This window comes from Pseudomonas sp. GW821-FHT09E04 (assembly GCF_059416185.1).
The window spans coordinates 439,828-465,670 of the sequence record NZ_JBWKOR010000005.1 but is presented as its reverse complement, the minus strand read 5'-3'; the positions used below and the strand labels follow the sequence as shown (position 1 = coordinate 465,670).

Sequence of the window (25,843 nt, the reverse complement as noted above, 5' to 3'; positions counted from 1 at the left end):
GCGTTCCCGGACTCGGGAACGCTCAGCCTTCAGCGGTGCAGAACGTACTGCCCGCTGAAGGTCACCGCATCCTCATCGCTCCCCGCATTGACGACTCGCGTATGCAGCGTCAATCGTGCCCGTCCGTAGCGCTGATACATCGTCAGAAATTTCTTCCACACGGCCGCATTCGGCGCCGCGCAGATGGCGTTGGCATCGCCGGTTACCGGCAGCGGATAACTGATCTGTCCTTCCTGGATCACGATGTGTCCGTCGGTGATGCCTTCTTCTTTCAAACGCAAGTGCAGCCAGCCCCAGCCGGCCAGCACCGCGCCGCAATACAGACTGCCGCCGAACATGGTGCTCTTGTGATTGACGTTGGCTTCCAGCGGCAGATGCAGGCGTAGTTGCTGTTCCTGCCAGTCGAGCACCTTAAGGCCCATGTCCCGGGTCAGCGGAATGTCGTGATGGAGGACGGATTCCAGATAGCGGCTGTCGCGATTCATTCGGATTCGTCTCCATGGCTGCTGCTGTCGGCGAAATTCAGACCGTGCTTGCGCAGTTTGTCGTGCAGAGTCTTGCGCGGAATGCCCAAGGCTTCGGCGAGACTGCGTACCGAGCTGTGCGAGCGGGCCAGCTCGGCGGCGATCAATGACTTCTCGAAATTCTCCACCTGTTCACTGAGGCCACCGCTGGTGACCTCGATGGCGGTGCTGCTGCCGTCAGGCTGAGTGTTGTCCAGCGCCAGCTCCAGGCCAAGGGCGAAACGCTCTGCCGCGTTCTGCAATTCCCGCACATTGCCCGGCCATGAGTGACGCAACAGCAATGCCCGTTGCGCCGGTTGCAGTTCATGCGGTGGCAAACCGTGGCGGGCGCTGGCTTCGTCGGCATAGTGCTGGAACAGCACCAGCGCGTCTTCGCCCCGTTCGCGCAATGGCGGGATACGTAGAGGCGCTACATTGAGGCGGTAATACAAGTCGGCCCGGAACCGCCCTTGATCGGCGGCCTGGCGCAGGTCTTCCTTGGTGGCGGCGATGACGCGGATGTCCAGCGGGATCAACTGATTGCCGCCCAGCCGTTCGACGACTCGCTCCTGCAGCATGCGCAGCAGTTTGACCTGCACATCCATGCTCATGCTCTCGATTTCATCGAGGAACAGCGTGCCGCCATTGGCGAATTCGAACTTGCCGATCCGGCGCTTTTGCGCACCGGTGAACGCGCCGGGCTCATGGCCGAACAGCTCGCTTTCGACCACCGACTCGGCCAGTGCCCCGGCGTTGATCGCCACGAACGGGCCGTTGCGCCGGCTCGACAGGTCGTGCAATGCGCGGGCGACAACTTCTTTGCCGGCACCGGTTTCGCCGAGGATCAAGACGTCGGCCTTGGTCGCGGCCAGTGCGCCGATCTGCTCGCGCAGGCGCGCCATCGGGGCCGACTGGCCGACCAGTCGCGCGCTCAGTTCGTTGCGGTCGCTCAGGGCCATGCGCAGGCTGCGGTTGTCCAGCACCAGACGCCGCAGGGCCAATGCGCGGCGCACACTGTCGAGCAGGGCGTCACTGGCGAACGGTTTTTCGAGGAAGTCGTAGGCGCCGGCGCGCATGGCCTGCACGGCCAGCGGTACGTCGCCGTGGCCGGTGATCAGCAGCACGGGCAGCTCAGGGTCCTGCGCGTGCAGTTCGCTCAATAACTCAAGACCGTCCATGCCGGGCATGCGGATGTCGCTGACCACCACGCCCGGCCAGTCACGCTCCAGTTGGGCGGCCAGGCCCTTGGCTTCGGACAGCGGAAGGATTTTCAGGCCGGCCAGATCCAGCGTCTGGCCCAGGGCCTGACGCAGGTGCGGATCGTCGTCGATCAGCACCACCTGAATGCGGTTGTCGATGGTCATGCACTTCGATCCTCGGACGGTTGCAGGCTGACCCCGGGCGCGCCGGCGCGCAGCCGCAGGGTGATCAAGGCGCCACCTTGCTTGTGGTTGGCGAACGACAGTTCACCGCCGAAGGCGCGCATCAGGGTTTCGCAGATGGCCAACCCCAGACCAAGCCCCTGTGTGCGGGTCTTGGTGGTGTAAAACGGTTCGCTGGCGCGGCCCAGCGCTTCCATGCAAAAACCCGGGCCATTGTCGCGAATGTACAGATTGACGCCCTCGCCGGTGGATTCGGCACTCAGCCACAATTTGCGCGGCGGGCCTTTCTCGGTCAGGGCATCGAGGGCGTTGGCCAGCAGGTTGCCGAGGACCTGGCGCAGACGGGTTTCCCCGGCTTCAACCCACAAGGTTGCGGCGGGCAGGTCGCGGATCAGCTCGACGTCCATGCTCCGGCGACGTTTGGCCAGCAGCGCCAATGCATCGTCCAGTGCCGGTTGCAGGGCCACGCTTTCCGGGGCGTGGCGATCGCGGCGGGCGAAGGCGCGCAGGTGAGCGATGATCGACGCCATGCGCCCGGTCAGTTCGCTGATCAACTTGAGGTTGCCGCGAGCGTCGTCGGTACGCTGATGGTCAAGCAGCACCTCGGCGTTTTCCGCGTAACTGCGGATCGCCGCCAGCGGCTGGTTGAGTTCGTGGCTGATGCTCGCCGACATCGTCCCGAGCGCTGACAGTTTGCCGGCCTGCACCAGGTCGTCCTGGGCCCGGACCAGTTCCTGCTGGGCCTGTTCACGCTCCAGCACTTCCTGTTTCAGGCGCCGGTTGAGTCCTTCCAGATCGCTGGTGCGCTCGGCGACCCTGCCTTCGAGTTCCCGTCTTGCCTTGGCTTCGAAAGCGATCCGTTCCAGGTAATGGCGGCGGCGCTGCATCATCAGCCCGAGCAACAGCATGACCACCAGCAACGTGGCACCGCCGACGGCCACCACGGTGCGCACCGGACGATCGATCAGGGTGCGCGGTGCAAGAATGCTGACGCTCCAGCCGGTTTCTTCGATGTCCCGGGTCTGGGTCAGCCAGGCGGTCGGGCTGAGGTTCAATGGCCGCGGCTCGCGAGTCGGATACGGCTGGATCGCGGTGATTGCCGAACGTTCGTCGTTACTCAATGGACGGGTGGAGCGGAAGCGCCACTCCGGGCGCGAGGTGAGAATGACCACGCCGTTGTGATCGGTCACCAGCAGTTGTTCCGGGGTTTTGCCCCACAGGCTTTCGGTGTGGTCGAGGTCGACCTTGATCACCAGCACCCCGATGATTTTCTCGCCATTGCGCACGGCCGCTGCGAAGAAATAGCCGCGTTTGGCGGAGGTGGTGCCAAGGCCGAAGAAGCGGCCCAGGCGTCCGGCCATGGCTTCGCTGAAGTAGGGCCGGAACGAGAAATTGCGCCCGACGAAACTGTCGTGCTTGTCCCAGTTCGACGCCGCCAGCGTTCGGCCAGTGGTGTCCATCAGGTACATGACTTCGGCGCCGGTCTGGGAAGCGATGTTCTTCAGCAGGCGGTTGGCATTGCCCTGGGTGACACCGTCGTCCGGCGCGCCGACGACCGCACGCAGGGCCGGCAGATCGCCGAGGATCTGTGGCAGCACTTCGTAACGATGCAGAGTGCCCAGCAGGTTGGCGACGTAGAGGTCGAGAGTCTGGCGGTTCTGGCCAGCCAGCTCACTGCGGTAGTAACGCTCGGCGAGATGCTCCAGCGGCCACAGCAGCGGGGCCAGGCACAGGGCCAGCAGGGCGAGGCTGCGCCAGCGGGGGCGGCGGGGAAGGGTCGGAGTCATGAGCATCGAGCGCCTGTGGATACAGGCGCATTATGCCTAGGCTTGCAGTCGCAGTCTGCGCACCCGTTGTCGGGTGCACAGCAGCGCTGAAGTTTCACACAGGCATTCAGGAAAAGACGTCGGCGTCCTTGAGGAGTGCACCCGCCTGATCCTTGGCCGACAGTTTCGGTTCTTCGTCCAACTGCCAGTCGATGCCCAGATCCGGGTCGTTCCAGCGAATGCTGCGCTCCGCGGACGGGGTGTAGTAGTTGGTGGTCTTGTAGAGGAACTCGGCGAATTCGCTCAACACCACGAAACCATGGGCGAAGCCTTCCGGTACCCAGAGTTGGCGGTGGTTTTCGGCCGACAGCCGTACAGCAACCCATTTGCCGAAGTTCGGCGAGCTGCGACGGATATCTACCGCCACGTCGAGCACTTCACCAACGGTGACACGGACCAGTTTGCCCTGAGTGTTTTCCAGTTGGTAATGCAGGCCGCGCAGCACGCCTTTCTGCGAGCGCGAATGGTTGTCCTGGACGAATTGCGTATCCAGACCGGTCGCTTCCTGAAAAGCCTTGGCATTAAAGCTTTCGTAAAAGAAACCACGCTCGTCACCAAACACCTTGGGTTCGATGATCAGAACGCCGGGCAGATCGGTAGCGATTACATTCATGAGTTTTTTCCAGTGAGAGGTGTGAATGGTCGACATTCTTGCGCAAAGTGCCGGTGGGCGCGAGTGGTCTGAAACATTTCGCCCGAACTTGCGATCCCGTCCGACGGAGCAGGGGTTGCGAATCGTCCAAAGCAATGGCGATATAGGCGCCTAATAAAATTTCAGGGGTCGTTCCATGTCGTTCGCCACGTTGATTCATCGCGCCAGTCTGCCGGGCCCACAGGTCACTGCGGAGCAGGCGTTGCAGGTTCTGGCGCAGCATTACGGGCTGAACGGCACGTTGCAGGCACTGGGTAGCCAGCAGGATCTCAACTATCGCGTGGACAGCGAGCGCGGGCGATTCGTGCTGAAAATCTGCCGGGGCGACTATTCGCTGGTGGAGTTGCAGGCCCAGCATGCTGGCCTGAAATATTTGGCCGAACACTGCGATGTCCATGTTCCCCGGGTCATCCCGGCCAATGACGGCCAGGACCTGTTGTCGCTGGAGATCGGCGGTGAAGCGGTGCATGTGCGGTTGCTCGATTACATCGAAGGCCAGCCGCTGACGGCGCTCGATCATCTTGGCCACGAAGTCGTCGCCGGATTCGGCCGGCTCTGCGGTGAAATGGACCTGGCCCTGGCCGGGTTCGACCATCCGGGGCTCGCGCGCACGTTGCAATGGGATGCGCGCCACGCCAGTGCCCTGATCGAGCATTTGCTGCCGGTGATCGAGGATCAGCGCCAGCGCGCACTGATCGCCGAGGCCGCCGAACAAGCCGGGCGCCGTCTGCAGCCGTTGCTGGAAAAACTGCCGGTGCAAGCGATCCACATGGACATCACCGACGACAACGTGGTCTGGCAGCGTGATGCCCGGCGACACTGGCAGTTGCAGGGCGTCATCGATTTCGGTGATCTGGTGCGCACCTGGCGTATCACCGATCTGTCGGTCACCTGTGCGGCGTTGCTGCATCACGCCGGGGGCGATCCGTTCGTGATCCTGCCGGCAGTGCAGGCCTACCACGCGGTCAATCCGTTGCAACACGAAGAATTGCAGGCGCTGTGGCCGCTGATCGTGGCGCGCGCGGCGGTGCTGGTGCTCAGTGGTGAGCAACAGGTCAGCATTGATCCGGGCAACACCTACAGCCGCGACAACCTCACCCATGAATGGGAAATCTTCCGGGTCGCCACTTCGGTGCCGCTGGCGCTGATGGAGGCGGCGATTCTCTCTGCAGTCGAGCAGACGTTGCCGGCCATCGACAGTGAAGGCTTCGCGCCGTTGTTGCCCGGTCTGGTCGGGCGCGAGTTCGCGCTGATTGATCTGGGTGTGTTGAGCGCGCACTTCGAGGCGGGCAATTGGGAGCAATCGGGCATTGATCAACGTCTGTTGAACGAGGCCGCCGCCATCCACGGTCTGGCCGCCAGTCGATACGGGCAATACCGTCTGTCTCGTACCCGGCCTGACAGTGCCGAGGAGCCAGAAACATTCCCGCTGCACGTTGAGTTGCGCGTACCTCAGGCTACGACGGTGGAAGCGCCGTTTGCGGGCGTTCTGCATCTGTCGGCTGACGGCGCGCTGCGACTCGACGGCCCGCAACTGAGCGTGCGCCTGTGGGGCGTGACGCCGTCGTTGCACAGCGGTGCGGCGCTGGTCAAAGGCCAGGTGTTGGGTTCGGTGGAGGGCCCGTTGATCGTGCAACTGGTTCGCGATGCGCACCTTGAGGCACCGCTGTTCTGCACGCCGACCCGCGCGCCGGCGTGGCAGGCGCTGTCCCCATCGCCAGCGGCGCTACTGGGCCTGGCCTGCGACGCTGAGCCGGAACTGGATGCGCAAACCCTGCTGGCGCGCCGTGATGCCAGTTTCGCCCGCACCCAGAAACATTATTACGTCGACCCGCCGCGCATCGAGCGCGGCTGGCGCAATCACTTGATCGACATGCAGGGCCGCTCCTACCTCGACATGCTCAACAACGTCGCGGTGCTCGGGCACGGTCATCCGCGTATGGCCGCGGTTGCGAGCCGGCAGTGGTCGTTGCTCAACACGAACTCGCGGTTCAACTATGCGGCGGTCGCCGAGTTTTCCGAACGCTTGCTGAAACTGGCGCCGGAAGGCATGGACCGGGTGTTCCTGGTCAACAGCGGCAGCGAGGCCAATGATCTGGCGATCCGTCTGGCCTGGGCCTACAGCGGCGGGCGCGACATGCTCAGTGTGCTGGAGGCCTATCACGGCTGGACGGTCGGCGCGGATGCAGTGTCGACCTCGATTGCCGACAATCCGCAGGCCCTGAGCAGCCGTCCGGACTGGGTACACCCGGTGACTGCGCCGAACATCTATCGCGGCGAATTCCGAGGCCTCGATTCGGCGCCGGACTACGTGCGCAGTGTCGAACACAACCTGGCCAAAATCGACGAACAGAAACGCCAACTGGCCGGGTTCATCTGCGAGCCGGTCTACGGCAATGCGGGCGGGATCTCGCTGCCGCCGGGCTATCTGAAAAAGGTCTATGAATTGGTGCGCGCCCGGGGCGGCGTGTGCATCGCCGACGAGGTGCAGGTCGGTTACGGGCGCATGGGCCACTTCTTCTGGGGCTTCGAAGAGCAAGGCGTGGTGCCGGACATCATCACCATGGCCAAGGGCATGGGCAACGGCCAGCCACTGGGCGCCGTGATCACCCGCCGGGAAATCGCCGAAGCGCTGGAAGCCGAGGGTTACTTCTTCTCGTCCGCGGGCGGCAGTCCGGTGAGTTGCCAGATCGGCATGGCCGTGCTCGATGTGATGGAAGAAGAAAAGCTCTGGGAAAACGCCCAGGTAGTCGGCGGGCACTTCAAGCAGCGGCTGGAGGCATTGATCGATAAACATCCGCTGGTCGGCGCGGTGCATGGCTCGGGGTTCTATCTGGGGGTCGAACTGATCCGCAATCGGCAGACCCTGGAGCCGGCAACCGAAGAAACCACGTTGCTCTGCGATCGCCTGCGAGAGCTGGGCATCTTCATGCAGCCGACCGGCGATGACCTGAATATCCTCAAGATCAAACCGCCGATGGTCACTTCGCGTCAGAGCGTGGATTTCTTTGTCGACATGCTGTCGAAGGTGCTGGAAGAAGGCCTCTGAGCCTGTGATAGGCCGATTAATACCGATTTGTATCGGTATTAGTCGGTGGATTCAAAAGCGATCATTTGTTTTTAGCTTTTAAAGTCGATATTTATCGTTTATAAAGTCGCCATAGTCCGTCGTCCAAACCTGTTCGGCGCGTTGAACACCCTCGACCGTTCCCTGGAGTCCTGATCGACATGACCACCTTGAAAAGTACCCCACGCGCCGATGGCTTCCACATGCCGGCCGAATGGGCGCCGCAAACCCAGACCTGGATGATCTGGCCCGAGCGTCCGGACAACTGGCGTCTGGGCGGCAAGCCCGCGCAGGCCGCTCACGCCGCCGTGGCCAAGGCCATCGCGCGTTTTGAACCGGTGACCGTGGCGGTGTCCGCCGGCCAGTACGAAAACGCTCGCGCTCGCCTCGACGTGCCGAATATCCGCGTGGTCGAGATGTCCAGCGATGACGCCTGGGTCCGCGACAGCGGCCCGACCTTCGTGATCAACAACAGCGGCGAAGTGCGCGGTGTGAACTGGGACTTCAACGCCTGGGGCGGCTTTGACGGCGGCCTGTATTCGCCGTGGAACCGTGATTCTCAGGTTGGCGGCAAGATCCTCGAGATCGAACGCAGCCCACGCTACCGCACTGAAGGTTTCGTGCTTGAAGGCGGCTCGATTCACGTCGACGGCGAAGGCACCCTGATCACCACCGAAGAATGCCTGCTCAACCGCAATCGCAACCCGCACCTGGGCCGCAAAGAAATCGAAGCGGTGCTCAGCGAAAACCTGTCGGTGGACAAGATCATCTGGCTGCCGGATGGCCTGTTCAACGACGAAACCGACGGCCATGTGGATAACTTCTGCTGCTACGTGCGTCCGGGCGAAGTGCTGCTGGCGTGGACCGACGATCCGCAGGATCCGAACTACCCGCGCTGCCAGGCTGCGATGAAAGTGCTGGAAAGCAGCACCGACGCCAAGGGCCGCCCGTTCACGGTGCACAAGATGCCGATTCCGGGGCCGCTGTTTGCCACCGAAGAAGAGTGCGCGGGCGTGGACCCGGTGGACGGCACTCAGGAGCGCAACCCGAGCGTGCGTCTGGCCGGTTCCTACGTGAACTTCCTGATCGTCAACGGCGGCATCATCGCACCGAGTTTCGACGATCCAATGGACGCCCCGGCCCGCGAAATCCTGCAGAACCTGTTCCCGCAACACGAAGTGGTGATGGTGCCGGGTCGTGAACTGTTACTGGGTGGCGGCAACATTCACTGCCTTACCCAACAGCAACCCGCGCCGCACAAAGAGTGAGTGCGGATGTAACAGCTTGAGTTGATTGAAAAATCGACCGGGCAGTCATTTGTTGCCCACGCTTGAAGAGAAACCCGCAGCCCGTCAGGACTGCGGGTTTCTTTATGTCCGCTGGTCGACAATTTCACTACGTTGGCATAGCTCTTGTATCGCTCATGACGCACTAGGGAGGGGGGAGAACTTCAACAGTTCTGTCATAAACCTTGGATAACGTAGCCGCTCACGAACGGGGAGAGAGCGCTGAAATGAACGCCGAAGTGAACGTAATCAGCGAGCGGACGTTGCATCCCATGGCTGTAAATAGTGAGTCGCTCCAGATTGTCGCGCACTGGTTGAAATCCAATGGAACGCGTCAGATCAGGGAACCTGATCCGCGCCGGATGATGATCGAGCGTTACCCCGCTGGCCTGTTCAGCGAGGCCGAACTGGACGCATTGTGGGATGTGATGGAAGGATAAGAAGAACAAACAAGGATTGTAAAAAGCGCTGCCGGGATGGCAGCGCTTTTTTTATGGGCGTGAATCAGAAGCTGTAGGTGCCGGTCATGACCAGGCTGCGTGGTGCGCCTGGCTGGATCTGGAAGGCGCTGGTGGCCGACGAGTAATACTCGCGGTCGGTGATGTTGTTCAGCGCTGCGCGCAAGTCCCAGTCCTTGTGGCGGTAGCCGACCAGGGCGTCCCAGCGACCGTAGCCCGGCAACACGGTGGTGTTGGCGTTGTCGGCGTAACGCTGACCGACCAGGGTCAGACCGGTTTCGCCGTACCAGCCCATCTCCGGTTTCCAGGTCAGGAACAGGCTGCCGTTGTGCTTGGCGACGTTGTTGACGCGTTTGCCTTCCAGGCCGTTGTTGTCCTTCTCGATGGTCGCGTCCTGCACACCAACGCCACCGCGCACGTACCAGTTGCCGACGATCTTGCCAGTACCGGTCAGTTCGATCCCGCGCGAGCGCTGCAAACCGCTCATCACGGTCAGCGTCGGATCGACCGGGTCGGTGGTGCGGCGGTTGTAGAGTTCCAGCTCGTAGACGGCGAGGGTGGTGCTCAGGCGATCGTCGAGCCAGTCGCTCTTGACGCCGATTTCCTTTTGCTTGGTCAGCTCCGGACTCAGGTCGTTGGTGTTGCCGGCCGCACCGGGGGTGATACCGATCAGACCGCCGCCAACCGGTGAAAACGTCTTGGTCCATGAAGCGTAGAACGAGTGATTCTGCAGCGGCGTCCAGACCACGCCGAAACGCGGGCTGGTGCTGTGGCTGTCGCGGTCCTCGGAGATGTTGCGCAGTTTGTTGGTCGACTCGATATCGAAAGTGTCGTAGCGCAGACCGGCCAGCAGTTGCCATTGATCGTTCAGGCGCAGTTGATCCTGAACATAGATCGCGCGGCTTTCGACTTCGGTGTGGCTGCTGCTCGACACCTGCATGCGCCCGGTGTGGCGCTGGCTGCGATCCGGGTTGTACAGATCCAGCGACGGCACCGGTTGGGTGCCACGGCCGGTGGCCGCGTTGTACAGCGTCGGGTCGCGGCGCTGGCTGCCGGTTTCGATCCCGGTCAGCAGTCGATGTTCGAGGCCGAAGGTATCGAAGCCGCCTTCCAGTTCGACGTTGTTGAACACGTTGCGGGTGGTCAGGTCCTGTTGCCAGTGCTGGCGGGTGACCTTGTTGGTCTTCGCGTCGAAACCGGTGAGGTAGGTGTTGTCGAAATCGCTGTCGAGTTTGAACACACCGAGGGTGTGGCGCAGTTGCCAGTTGTCGTTGATTTCATAGCTCAGTTTCGAGCGCAGGGACTGCGTCTTGTCGTCGATGAAGTCGTGATCGTTGCCGTAGGTCGTGTCCCGGCCGACATCCGCCGGACGTCCACCGACGCCGGGAATGCCGCGATCCGGCGTGCGGTTGTAGCGGCTGTATTCGTATTGCACCAGCCAGTTCAGGTCAGGCGTGAGCTGCCAGCTCATCGACGGCGCAAACAGTTTGCGGTTGCCGCTGACACCGTCGCGGAAGCTGTTCTCGTCCATGTTGCCCATGTTCAGGCGCAGGCTGATGTTCTCGCTCGGGTCGGCGCTGAGGTCGGCGTACAGGCTGCGCAGATCCTCGCTGCCGCCCTGGGCCTCAATGGTCGAGCGGCGGCCGAACTCGGGCGCCTTGCTCACACGGTTGACGATCCCGCCCTGGCTGCCACGGCCGTACAGCACGGCGGCGGGGCCCTTGAGCACTTCGACGCGTTCGATGTTGTGCAGATCGCGCTTGTACTGGCTGTCGTCGCGGATGCCGTCCAGGTAGAAGTCGTTGCTGGCGTCGAAACCTCGGATGCGCAGGCTGTCGAAGCGCGTGTCGCCTCCGCCGCTGACGTTGGGAATCCCGCTCAGGGCATCTTCGATGTCATTGACGCCGTAATCCGCGACGTTGGCGGTCTTGATCGAATCGATCGCCTGCGGCACGTAGCGCACGGGGGTGGACGTGCGGGTTGCGGTGTTGCTGACCTTTACGCGCGGGTCGTCGGCCTGCGCTTCAGCACTGATCGAAGTGGCGGGAAGTTCGGTCGCGGAGTAAGCGAAACCAGAGGACAAAAAGGCAGAAAGCCCAAGCGTGACGGGCGTGAGACGGAACGGGGCAGGCATTGAAAAGCGCATCCGGAAGGGTGGAAGAATTCGAGCGCGCGAATGGTAATGCTTTGCATTTGCTTCCGTTAATTATTCCGGAAAAGTTCCGTGGTTTGATTGTGTCAATTTGTTTCGTGTCTGTTTCAAGACTGTCACGGGACTCACAACAAGCGCATTCGACCGATTGCCGAAACAGACTGAAAGCCATTCCGGCGTTTTTCTGCAACGGCCGAGGGACTAACGTGGCCGCCATCGATTTCCGGAGTTTTCAGATGATCCTTCACTACATCTACGACCCTCTGTGCGGCTGGTGCTATGGCGCCAAACCGCTGGTACAAGCCGCACAACAAGTGCTGCCGGTGATCGCCCACGCGGGCGGCATGATGACCGGTGCCAACCGCCAGAGTGTTTCACCGCAACTGCGCAATTACGTGATGCCTCACGACCGACGCATCGCCGAATACACCGGACAGCCGTTCGGCGAAGCCTATTTCGAAGGTCTGTTGCGCGATCACACGGCAGTTTTTGATTCCGCGCCACCGATTGCTGCTGTCATGGCAGCAGAAAGCATCGATGAGCGTGGCCTGGAACTGCTTGGCCGTTTGCAAACCGCACACTATGTAGAAGGCCGGCGAATTGCCGATGAAGCCGTGCTCGTGGAGTGCGCGGCAGAGATGGGCTACGAGGCGGATACGTTCCTCAAAACCCTCAAAGCGACTGACACCGATCAACACATAAAGAACAGCCGCGCATTGTTGGCGAAACTCGGTGGCCAAGGCTTTCCGACCTTTGCGCTGGAACAGGACGGGCAGTTCACTCTGATCGATATCGGCCCGTGGCTCGGCAAACCGCAGGCCTTTGCACAGTGGTTGAGCGAGTCGATTCCGTCGGCACCATCGGCGCAAACCTTGCCGGTTTGCGGCCTCGACGGTTGCGCGTGAGACGGCATCAAAATCCCTGATTACAGGCGTTTCCCTGCACGCAGCCATCGAAAAATTTACTTTTTTTAGACGATTTTTGCCTATTTAAAGACGATTCTTGAAATTGACACATTGTTCAGGGCGCAGCTACGATTCGGCCCAACGCCTGTGGCCAACCGCCATGACTCAAAAATAATAAGAAGGCCCGCCACGACTTTGTCGTGGGCGGGCCTTTTTGTTTCGGGGTGAAAAAAGAGTGCATTAGCGCCGTTTCAGCCGTTCGACACAGCGCGTTTCAACCCGTAATAAGGAAAACAAAATGTTGAACAAGCGGATCAGTCTGATCGCATTGGGGATGTTGAGCGCCACTCAGGCCATGGCTAACGACCAGGCCGAGTCCAAGGGTTTTGTTGAAGACAGCAGCCTCAAAGTGCTGCTGCGCAATGCCTATATCAATCGTGACTATAAAGACGGCAACAAGGACAAATCCGAGTGGGGCCAGGCGGCCATCGGTACGTTCTCGTCCGGCTTCACCCAAGGCACCGTCGGTGTCGGTGTGGACGCATTCGGTCTGTACGCCCTGAACCTGGAGCGCAGCGAAGATCGCAGCGGCGCCCAGGGTATCGACTTCTTCAAGAAGGGCGACAGCGGCCACCCGGCCAATGACCTGTCCAAGGGCGGCGCAGCGGTGAAATTCCGCCTGTCCAACACCACCCTGACTTACGGTGACCAGATGCCGGCCCTGCCGGTGCTGAACTACGACAACTCGCGTCTGCTGCCGGAAAGCTACACCGGTACCTTGATCACTTCCAAAGAGATCAAAGGTCTGCAACTGGATGCCGGTCGTTTCACTGCCGAATCGCGCAAAAGCGCTGAAGGCCGTGACAGCGGTGGTCTGAAGTCGATCAACGTGTTGGGCGGTAGCTACCAGTTCACCGAACAGTTCAAGGCAGCGCTGTACGCTTCCGACGTCGAAGACGTGCTGAAGAAGCAATACGTGAACGCCAACTACGTGTTCCCGATCGACAAGGATCAGTCCCTGACCCTGGACTTCAACGGTTACCGCACCAAGCTGGACAACTCCTATGTCCGCGAAAACGGTGTGACCGGCGACGACAACAAGATCTGGAGCCTGGCAGCGACCTTCGCTACCGGTCCGCACTCGTTCACCGTGGCACACCAGCGTTCCACCGGCGACAGCAACCTGGGTTACGCCTATGGCGGCTACCAGAAAGGTCAAGGTCGCGTGGGTGACGGTGGCAACACCATCTACCTGGCCAACTCCTACTGGTCGGACTTCAACGCTGAAGACGAGCGCAGCTGGCAGTTGGGCTACGGCCTGGACTTCGGCGCATTCGGCGTACCGGGTCTGAGCTACAACTTCGCTTATGTGCGTGGCGACAACATCACCACGTCCGCCAGCGAAGGCGGCACCGAGCGCGAAATCTTCAACCAGTTCAAGTACGTCGTGCAAAGTGGCCCGGCCAAAGACCTGAGCGTGAAACTGCGCAGCTCGATCCTGCGTGTTTCGCAGAAGTCCAGCGAATACAACGTCAGCGGCAACGAGCTGCGTGTGTTCGTGGATTACCCGATCAACATCTTCTGATGATCGGTTAAGGCTGCGAAACGCCATAAAAAACCCCGACTGGTTCGGGGTTTTTTTTTGACGTTTTTTGAAAAAAAAGCATAAAAACCCGTGTTTTTGTCATTTGAAACGCACTTTGAAGGCGTTTCAAATCGCGTTTCAAACAGGGCTTTAAATGCCTGAAATTCTTTCTCATGGACGCAAATTCTCCACCTAATAGATTAGGCCGCTCAATGCAGCGGAGAATTTGGTAATGATCGTTTTAACCAGAGAAGTGGGCGAATCGCTACGGCGTGACAAGTACGCCAATGTGCAGGGTGCTGACTTCAATCTCTACGGTCATTTCGCCGACTTCGTCAGACTGACCAAAAGTTGGGAAAACATGGAGCCTGACAGTTACTACGGTCAGGCCGAAGCCGGCATGCGTTACCGTCGTTACAGCGACTTTGAGTACAACCCCAAGACACGCGAACTGAAGCAACTGGAACACCGCGCGTACGTGCAGTCCAAGGAAAACAATGCTTACGTGGGCGGCGTTGTACGGCACTTCCAGGACTTCTCTGATGAAGTCATCAGTTCGCCGGTGATGCGCAGCCTGATCGACACCGATTTCGAAGTGTACAAAAGCGTGTTGCCGGAAGAGCTGCACGATGAAATCTGGCAATGCCAGATCCATCAGATCCGCATCGAGATCAAACCCGGCAAACAACTGGAAATCACACCGGAAGGCATTCACTGCGACGGTTATCCGTTCAGCGGTGTGCACTTCTGGGGCCGCAACAATGTCGAGGGCGCCGAAAGCCGTCTGTACGACATTCACGAGCAGCAACTGGCGTCGACCACTTACCTGGAAATCCTCGACACCACGTACTTCCTCGACCGCGACATGCGCCACTACGTGACACCGGCACGCAATACCCACTCCCATGCCATGGCGTATCGGCAGATTCTGGCGATTTCCTTCTCGCGGCCCGGGACCGCTTTCGACATTGTTCGCTAATCAGATCACTCAAATTGACGGCGTCGAATGCTCGACGCCGGTGGTGCTGCGTCGCGCGACGGCCAAGGATGCGCAGCGCATGGAGCGCTTCTTCCGCCAGTTCGACGAAGTGTCATTCTGCGAATGGCAGGACGCCAAATGCCTGCGCGGCGTGCTGATCCAGAAGACCACCACGGCGTATCTGGCCTTCGATGTCGAAGGCGAGATTGTCGGCGCGGTGCTGGGCGGCATGCTGGGCAGTCGCGGTACGATCAACCATCTGGCAGTCAGCGCGCGCTATCGCAGCCAGGGCGTCGGCCAGCGGCTGGTGGAAGCGGCGTCGGCCGACATGAAACGGGTCGGTGTGCTGCGGATGTTCCTGTTCGTCGATGATGCTAACCTCGCGGGCAAGCGTTTCTGGACTGCCCAGGGTTTTTGCGAACCACACGGCGAGCGGACATTTGAGAGGGATCTATGAATGAAACATCCGGCAGTGCGCCGCTGATGGTCGACCGTCAGCCGTCGCGCACTTTTGCCGAAGCCAGCCCGGTGGTGGCCGGTTATTTCACCGTGTCGTTCGTGTTCGGGCTGATGGCGGTCAACGCCGGGCTGCCGCTGTGGCTGCCGGTGGCCATGTGTCTGTTCGTTTATGCCGGGGCTTCGCAATTCGCGGCGCTGGCGCTGATCAGCAGCGGGGCGTCACTGACCACCATCGTGCTGACCACGTTTCTGATCAATGCGCGGCACATGCTGATGTCGGTGTACATGGCGAAGGCCCTGCGGGCGCTGGGCCTGAGCCGCATGGAGCGCTGGTGCTACGCCGGCGGCCTGACCGATGAATCGTTCGCCTTCCACAGCGTCAAACTGGGCACCGGTGCGCCGGTAAACATCCGTTATCTGATCGGCTTCAACCTGTTCTGCCACACCTCCTGGGTGATCGGCGGATTGCTCGGCGCCCTGTGCGCGCAGTACGCGTCACACCTGATCAAATACCAGCTCGACTATGCGCTGACCGCGATGATGCTCTACGTGCTGGTCTCGCTGTGCAACACCCGCAACAAACTCATCGCCGCACTGGCCGCTGTGGTCTGCATGGGCGCACTGAGTCTGGTCGGCAGCTCGCCATTCAACGTTTTCATCGCCACGTTTGTGGGCTGCGGAGTGGGTGTATGCCTGACCAAACGTTCCTGATTCTGGTGGTCGCGCTGATGATGGCCGTGACCTTCCTGCCGCGTGCCTTGCCGTTGCAGGTCAACACCGAGCACTGGCCGCCCTTCATCGCCCGGGCGCTGGAATACCTGCCGGTGGCGATCGTCGCTGCGATCAGCCTGACTCCCTTGTTGATCAAGGATCAGCACATACAGCTCGATCGCCCGGAATTCTATGCAGCGATTCCGACGCTGTTATGTGCGTATTTCAGCAAAAACCTCTTTCTCAGTGTGGCGGTTGGGACGGCTGCGTACATTGCGCTCGGCTCGTTCATGTAGCGGAAGATCGACCACATCGTTCAACGCCTGGCCGGACAGATCCGGGTTGTTCACCGCCAGGCGCACTTCGAGGAAATCCTCGAACCCGGGGAAAATCGTCAGGCCGTTCTTCTGTGCGGCCTCGCGGGAGACCATGCCGACCGCGTCCATCTGCGTGATGAGCGATAGGGTCAGCGTTTCGCTACAGGAATAAATCGTCCGCTGGCTGTTCTCGTGATTGCCCAGCCCGGCGTCGAGAAAACGCAAAAAGCTGTGGGAATACGGACAATCCTCTGCCGGACGCACCTGAAACTTGTTGCCGAGCAACGTCAGCGGATCGTTTTCCTGACCGCAGTGCGCGCCGACCACCTGTACCTGCACTTCTGGCAGGACAATGCTCGGCAAACCCGGACGTTGCGGGCCGATCAACACCGCAAGATCGAAGTCCTCGTTCTTCAGCTTGCTGAGGTTTTCCATCGACTCGGCGTAGCTGAATTCCATCTGGTAGTCGGGAAACACGTCGATCAGGCGTCCGATCAATCGTCGGTTGAAATCCGGGTCCAGCGTGGTGTTCAACGCCACTTTCAACGTGCGCTGTCCCGGCACCTTCAGCGCCTCGACTTTCTCTTCCATCTGCCGCGTGGCTATCAGCACTCTGTCCATATAGGGCGTCAGCTCCGTGCCTTGCGGCGTCAGCGTCAGCCCTTTGTTGGAACGGCGAAACAAGCGGAAACCGAACTGTTCTTCGACCTTGTTCAACTGTGCGGCCAGGGCCTGCACAGTCAGGCACGAATGCTCGGCTGCGGCCGACAACGAGCCGGTCTGCACGATGCGCATGAGGTTGCGTAAGGTTCTGCTATCCATGGGTAATGCCCTCTGAAGTGGGCTGGGTATTGTTGTGTACGTGACGGCCTGAACGGCTCCATTTGCCGGCTATATTCCTGCACCTGAGCATAGTTGTCGCGCAATTAGTAGCGAATTGATGTCCCTGCCGATGGCTGGAGGCTGACACAGGATCGGGGTTTTTGGTGACGCGGGGGTGATTGGGGTCAAAAAAAGTGCACGGTTTGGGTGCGTTTCCGGGGTTTTTCAAAGGGAAACGACTGACACGAATGGGGGCTTTCGCCCGCAAATTTTACGGATAGGTCTCAGAGATCACTGCGAATGAGCTGATATCGGACGCGGTCTTTTGCTCAAATTCAGGCCTGGTTGTGACAAGTTATTCATTACACCACCTCACAAATGAAGTACCCCACCCCTACTTTTTCCCCTACCGGCACACGCCTAAATTGAGCTCCAACACCTGACCATCATCCCGAGGCCAGGTCACTGGAGTAATCGTCATGCCATTTGTCAGCGTACGCATCACCCGTGACGGTGTTACCCGCGAGCAGAAAGCTCAGGTGATCGCCGAAATCACCGAAACCCTGGAACGCGTCCTCAACAAACGCCCGGATCTGACCCACATCGTGATCGAAGAAGTCGACACCGATAACTGGGGTTACGCCGGCATCACCACCACCGAATACCGCCGACAACTGGCGGAACGGAATCAGTCATGACCGCACTCACTGTCTTTTCGGTCACCATCAACCTGTTGAGGATTTCATCATGAGCCATTCGAAAAAAACCGTCGTCATCACTGGCGCCTCCCAAGGTCTGGGCGAAGGCATGGTCAAGGCCTTCCGTGAGCTGGGCTACAACATCGTCGCCACCTCGCGCTCGATCAAACCGTCGAACGACCCGCAGATCCTGACCATCGCCGGCGACATAGGCGATCCTGCCACCGCTCAGCGTGTGATCAGCGAAGGTGTGGCGCGCTTTGGCCGCATCGACACCCTGGTCAACAACGCCGGCATCTTCGTCGCCAAACCGTTCACCGCCTACACCCCGGAAGACTACGCCGCAGTGCTGTCGGTCAACCTCAACGGCTTCTTCTACATCACCCAACTGGCCATCGCCGAAATGGAAAAACAGGGCAAGGGCCACGTGGTCAACATCACCACCAGCCTGACCGACCACGCGGTCGACGGCGTGCCCTCGGTCCTCGCCTCACTGACCAAGGGCGGCCTCAACGCCGCCACCAAATCACTGGCCATCGAATACGCCAAACGCGGGATCCGGGTGAACGCGGTTTCGCCTGGCATCATCAAGACGCCGATGCATGGCGAGGAAACCCACGCGGCACTGGGGGCTCTGCACCCGGTTGGGCACATGGGCGAGGTCGACGATATCGCGCAGGCCGTGGTGTATCTGGATAACGCGGCGTTTGTGACGGGTGAGATTCTGCATGTGGATGGCGGGCAGAGCGCCGGGCACTGACCGTCGGCGTGTCGATCGGGTGCAACTGATTGACCTGATGCGGCTGGCCGAGGCTTCGGTCAGCTGCATCGATAGGTTCAAGCCGCAAAGGGGCTTGTTTTGCTTTTAGCCTGTCAATGAAACCAGGATTGCAGAATCAATTTGATACCGAACGGATCGCTGAAATTCGGCTCAATCTTTTTGATCCTTTTTATTGATCAGCTTGGTTCCTCGTCCCACTCGCAGCACTTTCGAGACCACATTACGAAGGCTGTTGTCCACAATACCCAGCAGGCGACGACCTGTTTCCTCCGGGCGGCCACTGAACGACGTTACGTGAAAGTATTCGTGATCATCCGGCGACGTTGCGGAGAAGTAATAGTTCGAAACGCAGCACCGAGGCATTTCGGCGCGAACACCGCTCACGGAGTGCCAGGAGTGTTTGTTGGTTTCCATCACCACCAGGCGATTGCACTTGGACACGATCGTTTTCTGCTGCTTGACCTTCGGATCCCACAACTCAAAGTTGCCGCCATTTTCAAGCGCCCAGTCGGGCGACACGTAATAGAGCAGATTCAGGCGGCGGTACAGGTTGCGCGTGCCGTCGTGGCTGTTGTCGATGTGAGGGTTCAGAAAGTCGCCTTGGAACATCATCGACAGGCCGCCGGCGTACAGGCTTGGGTCCGGCACGACATCATCCATCCCGACCAGTTGTGCAACCTTGGCCACAACAGATTCGTGCTGCATTGCGTAGGTCACGGCGCTCAGGATCTGCGGATAGTCGGAGAGATTGGTCAGCGTCTTTTTCTTCTCCCGGAACGACTGGCGGTCAAAGAACCCATCAGCATTACGCGGGAACGCCTCATAAATCGCCTCGGCCATTTCGTCCGTGAGCAGGTCGTCAACGAAGAAGTGGCGAGTGTGGGTGCCCTCGGGATTGTTCCACTGTCTCTGAATGTCAGTGCCCATTTCGTCAAGCCGATTGACGATAAGCGCAGCGATTTGTGTGACTTCCATTTGAGATCCTTGGCCTGGTGGCATTTGAGCGACCAACATTCTCCCCGAAACGGATCATCGTATTCAAACGGAAGCAGCGGTTTGCATTTGCGACCACGCTGGGATTGCCGGATAAGAGCACCCATCAATGCACTCGATGCCGAGCAGTACAAGCGCCGTTATGGCCATTCGGCAAGCGTGACATCCATGAAGGTGCTCAGGAATCTGCAACCGGCTTGAAGTGATCAGTCTATGGATTGTTCCGATTAAAACTGGCAACACGATTACTGATGATCGGAGATGTAGACGAAATGTGGACACTCCAGAAACAACAAAGCCCCTGCATTTCTGCAGGGGCTTGTTTTGTATGGTGCCGGCACCAGGAATCGAACCCGGGACCTACTGATTACAAGTCAGTTGCTCTACCATCTGAGCTATACCGGCGTGTGGGCGACGATTATAGCGACTCGGTTGCTTCTGTAAACCCCTGAATTCAGACTATTTTTGCGCGGGCTCCGATCAGGCCCGACGCAGGACGTTGCGCAGTTTCTGGATCGCTCGCCAGGCGCGGTTGTTCTGGATGGCGCGCAGTTGGGCTTCGGCGTGTTCGGCGCGTTGCAGAGCGGCGCTGATTTGCGCCAAGGCGTCGGCTTCGCCGGGGCTGACGGGGTGGGCGAAGGGGTGGCCGAGGCATAGCTGGAAGTTGTCGAGTTGGCAGGGCGCCATGTCGAAGGCCGGTTTCAGATTCAGGTGTTCGTCGGCCAGGAAGTAGCTGTTGAGGCCGTCGAAGCAAACGTTGGTGTAGCCGGCGTCGGTGACCAGGTGTTCCCAGGTGTGGTCGCGCTCGAACGGGGTTTCGATGAGGATGATCCATGGACGGAAGCGGCTGAAGTCCATGCCGCGCAGCACGGTTTCCTCGTGGCCCTCGACGTCGATTTTCAGGAAATGGATTTCGCGGCCGCTGGCGTGTTCTTCGCAAATCGAGGTCAGGGTCCGGGCCTGGACAGTGAGGCTGCGCACATCGAGGCCGAGATCGCGGCGCTCCTGGGCGGTGACTGGGTCGGCGGTGGACAGGCCGGTCCCGGGAATGCCATAGAAGGTCACTTCGCCGGGCTCATCGCTGGCGATACATTGCAGCGTCGTGTCGCGCGGGCGTTGTTGGCACAGGGCGTCGTGGAAGTTCTGCATCGGCTCGACGTTGATGCCGCTCCAGCCGCGATCGTAGAACGCCTTGGTGACCGAGTCGTGGGTCGGATCGTTGGCGCCGACATCGATGTAGAAGCCGTTTTCAAAGAACTTGAGGGCGCGCCACAGGCGGATGTCTTCGAAATTCTGTGCGTAAGAGATGAACGTCACGATCGCTCCCTGTTGGTCAGGTTCTTCTTGTTCGTGCGTGCGCTGCCGGCACGGTGTGAGCCTGTATAGCAAGGGTGGTGGGCAGGCGCAATTTTCGGTTGCCGGCGTCCGTGATTCGGCGGTTATGTCCTTTTGCTTGGGGGCTTATGCACAACAGGCGTTTAATTCGACAGGGTCAGGCGGGATTTTGTGGACGGGTTCTCATTTGAATCGCAAATCCCTGTTTTACCGGTTTTTTATTCATGTGAACAAAAAATGACCAGGGCTGTTAATGGCTTGAAACAGCCGCGGATATTGGATCCACGAGAAATCCATCAACAGAGTTATCCACAGGCTGTAAGGATTTAAGCGCGTTCGGCCAGCAGCAGGAAATTGCGGGGTGTGAGCGGCGCCTCGCAGAAGGTACCGAGACGTACGACGTATCCCTGTTCGGTGAGGAAAAGTGCCCGATCAAGATTCAGCCAAAGCTCCAACGGTCGTCGGAAGAGTCCGCGCATTAATTCCAGGTTGCGAACTTCGGCCAACCGCTGCCAACCCGCTGCTTCCAGTGCCGGCCAATCGTGCTCGCCGATTGTGGATAACTCTTTCAACGCCGCCAGGTCGCGACAGAAGTCGTCGAACGGCTTGTCCAGCCAGGCGCTGGGAAGGGATGGCGTCGGGAGGTACTCGTCGATACCCCGCACTTGCCGTTGCAGCAGATCGAAGGCCAACCGACGGGCCATGGAGGTATCACGTTGACGTCGGACGCGGGCCCCGGCAGTGACGGTTTCGCTCATCGGTAGGGACAGATTTTCCAGCGACAGCTGTAGGACTGATCGCGAACCGGCGCAAGACAACGCCTGATATTCAGTGCGACTGATCCGGTTATAGCAGCACGGTGCGATCGCCAATTGTCGGCAGCCAGCCTCGGAAGCCAGTTGCATCAGCCGCACATGCAGGTCGCCGCAAGCGTGCAGGGCGACGGGTGTGTGCTCGGCGTTCAGCAATAAAGCGGTGTTCGCCGCGAGCACATCCTGCTCGACATGCAGCGTATTCAGGTGATGACGTTGACTCAGCGCCTGACCGCTGGCGACCAGCGCCGGGTCATATTCCAGACAGGTGAGTTGCTGGTCAGCGCCGAGCAGGCGACGGCCCAAATGACCTTTTCCCGAACACCAATCCAGCCAGTGCTTCGGTTGTGAGGCAAACGACAAACGGCTGGCGAAGGCCTCGATCTGCTGCCATTTGCGCCCCGGCACATCGACATTCAGTCGATGGCTGGAAGCTTCCAGCTCCTGTGCAGGTAATTCACCCACCGAGCTCAGCTCAAGCGATAACGCTGCCAATGAAGCAAAGGGTTCGGGCGCACCCAAAAGTTCGGCGGGATTGTTGTGGGCGTTTTCCGCATCCTCCAGCGACCGACCACGTAGCCACAAGGCCAGCTCCGGGTAGGACGCTTCCCAGGGCAGTTGCAGATGAGTGAACGGGCGGGGTTTCCACAGCGCCTGATGCGCCGTGAGAAATGTATCCAGTGCCGTGAAACGGGCGAGCAGATCCTCGCCCGTCAGCACATAAGAAGCTTCAGCGCCCCTGGCAGGCATCGACGCGCAGCCAGCGTTCCAGCAACTTGAAGCCGCGAACCAGCACGTAGGCCATTACCAGATAGAACACACCGGCCGCGAAGAAGATCTCCACCGGCAAGTAAGTGCGGGCAATGATCGTACGGGCCATGCCGGTCAGTTCCAGCAAAGTCACCGTACTGGCCAGGGCACTGGCCTTGAGCATCAGGATCACTTCGTTGCTGTAGGCCGGCAAGCCGATGCGCGCAGCACGCGGCAGGATGATGTAGAACAGCGCTTTCGGCCGGGACATGCCCAGCGCCCGCGCCGCTTCGATTTCACCCGGGGGAATCGCCTGGATCGCGCCGCGCAGGATCTCGGCGATGTACGCCGCGGTGTGCAGGGTCATGGTCGCGGTAGCGCACCAGAACGGATCGCGCAGGTACGGCCACATCGAGCTGTTACGCACCGCGTCGAACTGCGCCAGGCCGTAATAGACCAGGAACAACTGAACCAGCAACGGCGTGCCACGGAAAAAGAAGATGTAGGCGTAGGGCAATGCGCGCACGTACCACAGCTTCGAAGAACGGGCGATGCCCAGCGGGATTGCCAGCAGCAGCCCGGCGATCACGGCGATGGCCACCAGTTCCAGGGTCAGGGTCGCGCCCTGAGCCAGTTTCGGCAGCCACTTGATGATGACTTCCCAGTTCATTGAGCGCTCCTCGCGAAGCCGCGTGCGGCGCGTTTTTCCAGGAAGTGCATGCCGGTCATGGCCAGTACGGTCAGGCCCAGGTACATGAAGGCGGCGACCATATAAAAGGTGAACGGCTGTTTGGATACGGTCACGCCGATCTGCGCGTGTCGCATGATTTCTTCCAGGCCGATCACCGACACCAGTGCGGTGTCCTTCATCAGGATCATGAACAGGTTGCCCAGACCGGGCAGGGCGATGCGCCACATCTGCGGCATGATCAGCCGGGTGAAGATCCGCCATTTCGACAGGCCCAGGGCCACGCCGGCCTCACGGTGGCCTTTGGGAATGGCGAGGATCGCGCCACGGAACACTTCCGTGGCGTAGGCGCCGAAGCACAGGCCCAGCGCAATGACGCCGGCGGCGAAGGCGCTGAGTTCCAGATCGGGATTGCCGAAGAACTCACCGAGGGCGCGCATGGCGTTGACCGTACCGAAGTAGATCAACAGCACCCAGAGCAATTCCGGGACGCCGCGCACCAGGGTCGAATAAGTGCCGCCAAGCCATTGCAGCGGCTTGTACGGGGAAGTCTTGGCCAAGGCGCCGAGCAGACCGAGCACCAGCCCGAGGCACAGGGCTGAGAGTGCCAGTTTGACGGTCATCAGCGCGCCGGCGGCGAGCGCCGGGCCGAATCCGTAGAGGTCGATAATCATGGATTTCTTTTCAAATCGCGGCAGGCAAGGCCGGGGATCGGCGCCACTCTGTAGCGGCGTCGATCCGGCAGGTCAGGATCAGTAGATGCTGAACGGGAAGTACTTGTCGTTGATCTTCTTGTAGGTGCCGTCGGCAACGATTTCCTTCAGCGCGACGTTCAGCTTCTCGCGGATGGCGTCGCCTTTACGTACAGCGATACCGATCTTGTCGCTTTCTTCCACCGGGTCGCCCTTGAATTCGTAGGCTTTGCCGGCGTCGCTTTTCAGCCACTCGTAGTTGACGTATTTGTCGGCGAGGATGCCGTCCAGGCGACCGGAAGTCAGGTCGAGGTAGGCGTTTTCCTGGGTGTCGTAGAGCTTGACGGTGATGTCGTCACCGAAGTGATCTTCCAGGAAGGTGCCGGCCAGGGTCGCGCGCTGGGCCCCGATCACTTTGCCCTTCAGCGCAGCCTTGTCGGTTTTGAAGTCGACGTTTTTCGGCGCGATGAATTGCAGCTTGTTGGAGTAGTACGGGTCGGTGAAGTCCACCGCTTGCTTGCGCTCGTCGGTGATCGACATCGAAGAGATGAGGAAGTCGAACTTCTTGGCATTCAGGGCCGGGATGATGCCGTCCCAGTCGGAAGTGACCACGGAGCACTCGACTTTCATCTTGGCGCACAGGGCATCGCCGATGTCTTTGTCGAAGCCGACGACGTTGCCGCTGGCATCTTTGTTGTTGAACGGCGGGTAAGCCGCTTCGATGCCCATCTTCAGGGTCTCGGCCATGGCGCCGGCGCTGAACGCCAGGGAGACGGCGGCGGCCAGGAAGACCTTTTTGTAGTTCTGCATGCGGGTAGCTCCGTTAGCGGTTGCTGGACATGAATTGTTTGCAGCGCGCCGAAAGCGGGTTTTCAAACACCTGCTGTGGCGATCCTTGCTCTTCGACCAGGCCCTGGTGGAGGAACACCACTTCACTGGAAACCTGACGGGCGAACCCCATTTCGTGGGTCACGAGCAGCATGGTGCGACCTTCTTCGGCCAATGCGCGGATGACATTAAGTACTTCCTGGACCATTTCCGGGTCAAGGGCGGAGGTGGGCTCGTCGAACAGGATCACCTTGGGCTGCATCGCCAGCGTGCGGGCAATTGCCGCGCGTTGTTGCTGGCCGCCGGACAGTTGCGCCGGGTAGGCGTGGCGCTTGTCGGCGATGCCGACCTTGGCCAGCAGGGCTTCGGCGACTTCGATGGCTTCGGCCTTGCTCTGGCCGAGCACGCGGCGCGGGGCTTCGATGATGTTGTCGAGCACGCTCATGTGCGGCCACAGATTAAAGTTTTGAAACACAAAACCAATCTCGGAGCGCAGGCGATTGATCTGCTTGCCGTCGGCGGCAACCAGCTCGCCATTCTTGGCGGCCTTGAGCTTGAGTTCTTCCCCGGCCACCAGGATCTGGCCCTGATGCGGGTTTTCCAACAGGTTGATGCAACGCAGGAACGTGGACTTGCCGGAACCGGAGGAACCCAGGATCGAGATCACATCGCCGTCGCGGGCGGTCAGCGAGATGCCTTTGAGCACCTCAAGCTGTCCGTAGCGTTTGTGCAAGTTGCGGATTTCAAGCGCGGGCGTGGCCTCAGCCATGTGCGTTCCTCATATATGTTGCGCTCCTGCTGTTGGTTGGCCTTCCTGGCGAGGCGGCCAAGCTAGCATAGCGTTTCAATGGCAGCCAACAGCGCTACGGGCGGTAAACGGATGGCGTGTGGCAGGTTGTCGCATCGGCGCAGCAGACTGTCGCCCCATCAACAACCGAACGGGTGTTTGAACGTTGATTCCCGTGGGTGCCGCGTAAAAAAAGGCGCGATGTTGCCACCTTTGGCGGGGTGTTGGAAGCGCTAACCGGCCGAACGTTCCTCATTCGCCCTTTTATTGTGCATCCCACACTTTTTCAGTGTGTTTCTGGTGCGCTCGATCGTTTAAAAAGTGAGTCGCAGGGTAACGCTTTGGCGAAAGGCCAGCATTCTCAAGGACTTGCGA

Annotated in this window: 24 protein-coding genes and 1 tRNA gene; 11 read left to right on the top strand and 14 right to left on the bottom strand. The window is 60.0% G+C overall.

Annotation, left to right across the window (positions count from 1 at the left end; all coding sequences use genetic code 11):
* Positions 1-29 precede the first annotated feature (29 nt).
* The 4 genes from AC07N4_RS20870 to rfbC form a co-directional block, all read right to left on the bottom strand.
* Positions 30-485, bottom strand: coding sequence for a YiiD C-terminal domain-containing protein (locus AC07N4_RS20870; protein ID WP_102620612.1), 456 nt, complete (start codon positions 483-485; stop codon positions 30-32).
* The gene (locus AC07N4_RS20865; protein ID WP_102620613.1) at positions 482-1,867 is read right to left on the bottom strand and encodes a sigma-54-dependent transcriptional regulator; all 1,386 of its coding nucleotides are present in this window, start codon (positions 1,865-1,867) and stop codon (positions 482-484) included. The genes AC07N4_RS20870 and AC07N4_RS20865 overlap by 4 nt, the downstream gene beginning before the upstream one ends.
* A complete protein-coding gene (locus AC07N4_RS20860; protein WP_096821985.1) occupies positions 1,864-3,672 on the bottom strand; it encodes a sensor histidine kinase in 1,809 nt (602 codons plus the stop codon). Before AC07N4_RS20860 ends, AC07N4_RS20865 begins: the two co-directional genes overlap by 4 nt.
* Before the next feature lie 106 nt (positions 3,673-3,778).
* Positions 3,779-4,324 (bottom strand): dTDP-4-dehydrorhamnose 3,5-epimerase, encoded by a 546-nt coding sequence (gene rfbC / locus AC07N4_RS20855; protein WP_096821926.1) that lies wholly within the window; start codon positions 4,322-4,324, stop codon positions 3,779-3,781.
* A 175-nt stretch (positions 4,325-4,499) separates the two neighbouring features.
* On the opposite strand from rfbC, the gene AC07N4_RS20850 reads away from it, so the two are divergent.
* The 3 genes from AC07N4_RS20850 (at position 4,500) to AC07N4_RS20840 (ending at position 9,156) form a co-directional block, all read left to right on the top strand.
* The gene (locus tag AC07N4_RS20850) at positions 4,500-7,412 is read left to right on the top strand and encodes an aminotransferase (RefSeq protein ID WP_493065881.1); all 2,913 of its coding nucleotides are present in this window, start codon (positions 4,500-4,502) and stop codon (positions 7,410-7,412) included.
* Between the two features lie 179 nt (positions 7,413-7,591).
* A complete protein-coding gene (aguA, locus tag AC07N4_RS20845; RefSeq protein WP_493065880.1) occupies positions 7,592-8,698 on the top strand; it encodes an agmatine deiminase in 1,107 nt (368 codons plus the stop codon).
* A gap of 245 nt (positions 8,699-8,943) precedes the next feature.
* Positions 8,944-9,156, top strand: a complete 213-nt coding sequence (locus AC07N4_RS20840) for a hypothetical protein (protein WP_065257771.1) — start codon at positions 8,944-8,946, stop codon at positions 9,154-9,156.
* A gap of 64 nt (positions 9,157-9,220) precedes the next feature.
* On the opposite strand, the gene AC07N4_RS20835 is transcribed toward AC07N4_RS20840, so the two are convergent.
* Positions 9,221-11,308 (bottom strand): TonB-dependent receptor, encoded by a 2,088-nt coding sequence (locus tag AC07N4_RS20835; protein ID WP_493065879.1) that lies wholly within the window; start codon positions 11,306-11,308, stop codon positions 9,221-9,223.
* A gap of 254 nt (positions 11,309-11,562) precedes the next feature.
* On the opposite strand from AC07N4_RS20835, the gene AC07N4_RS20830 reads away from it, so the two are divergent.
* From AC07N4_RS20830 to AC07N4_RS20805, 6 genes are all read left to right on the top strand, one after another.
* A complete protein-coding gene (locus tag AC07N4_RS20830) occupies positions 11,563-12,231 on the top strand; it encodes a DsbA family protein (protein ID WP_192559506.1) in 669 nt (222 codons plus the stop codon).
* Between the two features lie 298 nt (positions 12,232-12,529).
* Positions 12,530-13,816, top strand: a complete 1,287-nt coding sequence (locus tag AC07N4_RS20825) for an OprD family porin (protein WP_493065878.1) — start codon at positions 12,530-12,532, stop codon at positions 13,814-13,816.
* A gap of 232 nt (positions 13,817-14,048) precedes the next feature.
* Positions 14,049-14,795, top strand: a complete 747-nt coding sequence (locus tag AC07N4_RS20820; RefSeq protein ID WP_096821932.1) for a 2OG-Fe dioxygenase family protein — start codon at positions 14,049-14,051, stop codon at positions 14,793-14,795.
* Between the two features lie 79 nt (positions 14,796-14,874).
* Positions 14,875-15,252, top strand: a complete 378-nt coding sequence (locus AC07N4_RS20815; RefSeq protein ID WP_096821986.1) for a GNAT family N-acetyltransferase — start codon at positions 14,875-14,877, stop codon at positions 15,250-15,252.
* Positions 15,249-15,965 (top strand): AzlC family ABC transporter permease, encoded by a 717-nt coding sequence (locus AC07N4_RS20810; protein WP_085608636.1) that lies wholly within the window; start codon positions 15,249-15,251, stop codon positions 15,963-15,965. The genes AC07N4_RS20815 and AC07N4_RS20810 overlap by 4 nt, the downstream gene beginning before the upstream one ends.
* The gene (locus AC07N4_RS20805) at positions 15,944-16,261 is read left to right on the top strand and encodes an AzlD domain-containing protein (RefSeq protein WP_007909127.1); all 318 of its coding nucleotides are present in this window, start codon (positions 15,944-15,946) and stop codon (positions 16,259-16,261) included. The genes AC07N4_RS20810 and AC07N4_RS20805 overlap by 22 nt, the downstream gene beginning before the upstream one ends.
* Here the strand turns inward: AC07N4_RS20805 and AC07N4_RS20800 are convergent.
* Positions 16,178-17,104 (bottom strand): LysR family transcriptional regulator, encoded by a 927-nt coding sequence (locus AC07N4_RS20800; protein WP_085712740.1) that lies wholly within the window; start codon positions 17,102-17,104, stop codon positions 16,178-16,180. The two genes, AC07N4_RS20805 and AC07N4_RS20800, sit on opposite strands and share 84 nt — an antisense overlap.
* Before the next feature lie 479 nt (positions 17,105-17,583).
* Here AC07N4_RS20800 and AC07N4_RS20795 point away from each other — a divergent pair, with 479 nt between their 5' ends.
* Positions 17,584-17,802, top strand: a complete 219-nt coding sequence (locus tag AC07N4_RS20795) for a tautomerase family protein (protein ID WP_065257763.1) — start codon at positions 17,584-17,586, stop codon at positions 17,800-17,802.
* Between the two features lie 49 nt (positions 17,803-17,851).
* Positions 17,852-18,562, top strand: coding sequence for an SDR family NAD(P)-dependent oxidoreductase (locus tag AC07N4_RS20790; RefSeq protein ID WP_096821934.1), 711 nt, complete (start codon positions 17,852-17,854; stop codon positions 18,560-18,562).
* Positions 18,563-18,733: 171 nt separating this feature from the next.
* Here AC07N4_RS20790 and AC07N4_RS20785 read toward each other — a convergent pair whose 3' ends face one another.
* The 8 genes from AC07N4_RS20785 to AC07N4_RS20750 form a co-directional block, all read right to left on the bottom strand.
* Positions 18,734-19,558 carry a 2OG-Fe(II) oxygenase gene (locus AC07N4_RS20785; protein ID WP_493065877.1) on the bottom strand — a complete coding sequence of 275 codons (825 nt, stop codon included), beginning with the start codon at positions 19,556-19,558 and terminating at the stop codon, positions 18,734-18,736.
* A gap of 347 nt (positions 19,559-19,905) precedes the next feature.
* Positions 19,906-19,981, bottom strand: a tRNA-Thr gene (locus AC07N4_RS20780).
* Between the two features lie 75 nt (positions 19,982-20,056).
* Positions 20,057-20,893, bottom strand: coding sequence for an FkbM family methyltransferase (locus AC07N4_RS20775; protein ID WP_493065876.1), 837 nt, complete (start codon positions 20,891-20,893; stop codon positions 20,057-20,059).
* Between the two features lie 344 nt (positions 20,894-21,237).
* On the bottom strand, positions 21,238-22,473 hold the full coding sequence (locus AC07N4_RS20770; RefSeq protein WP_493065875.1) for a methyltransferase: 1,236 nt from the start codon (positions 22,471-22,473) through the stop codon (positions 21,238-21,240).
* Positions 22,454-23,143, bottom strand: coding sequence for an ABC transporter permease (locus AC07N4_RS20765; protein WP_007952568.1), 690 nt, complete (start codon positions 23,141-23,143; stop codon positions 22,454-22,456). Before AC07N4_RS20765 ends, AC07N4_RS20770 begins: the two co-directional genes overlap by 20 nt.
* Positions 23,140-23,835: an ABC transporter permease gene (locus AC07N4_RS20760; RefSeq protein WP_096821938.1), complete on the bottom strand. Its 696-nt coding sequence runs from the start codon at positions 23,833-23,835 to the stop codon at positions 23,140-23,142. Before AC07N4_RS20760 ends, AC07N4_RS20765 begins: the two co-directional genes overlap by 4 nt.
* Before the next feature lie 78 nt (positions 23,836-23,913).
* A complete protein-coding gene (locus tag AC07N4_RS20755) occupies positions 23,914-24,663 on the bottom strand; it encodes an ABC transporter substrate-binding protein (RefSeq protein ID WP_096821939.1) in 750 nt (249 codons plus the stop codon).
* A gap of 13 nt (positions 24,664-24,676) precedes the next feature.
* Entirely contained in the window at positions 24,677-25,450 is a 774-nt protein-coding gene (locus tag AC07N4_RS20750) for an ABC transporter ATP-binding protein (RefSeq protein WP_007897462.1), read from the bottom strand.
* Between the last annotated feature and the right edge of the window lie 393 nt (positions 25,451-25,843).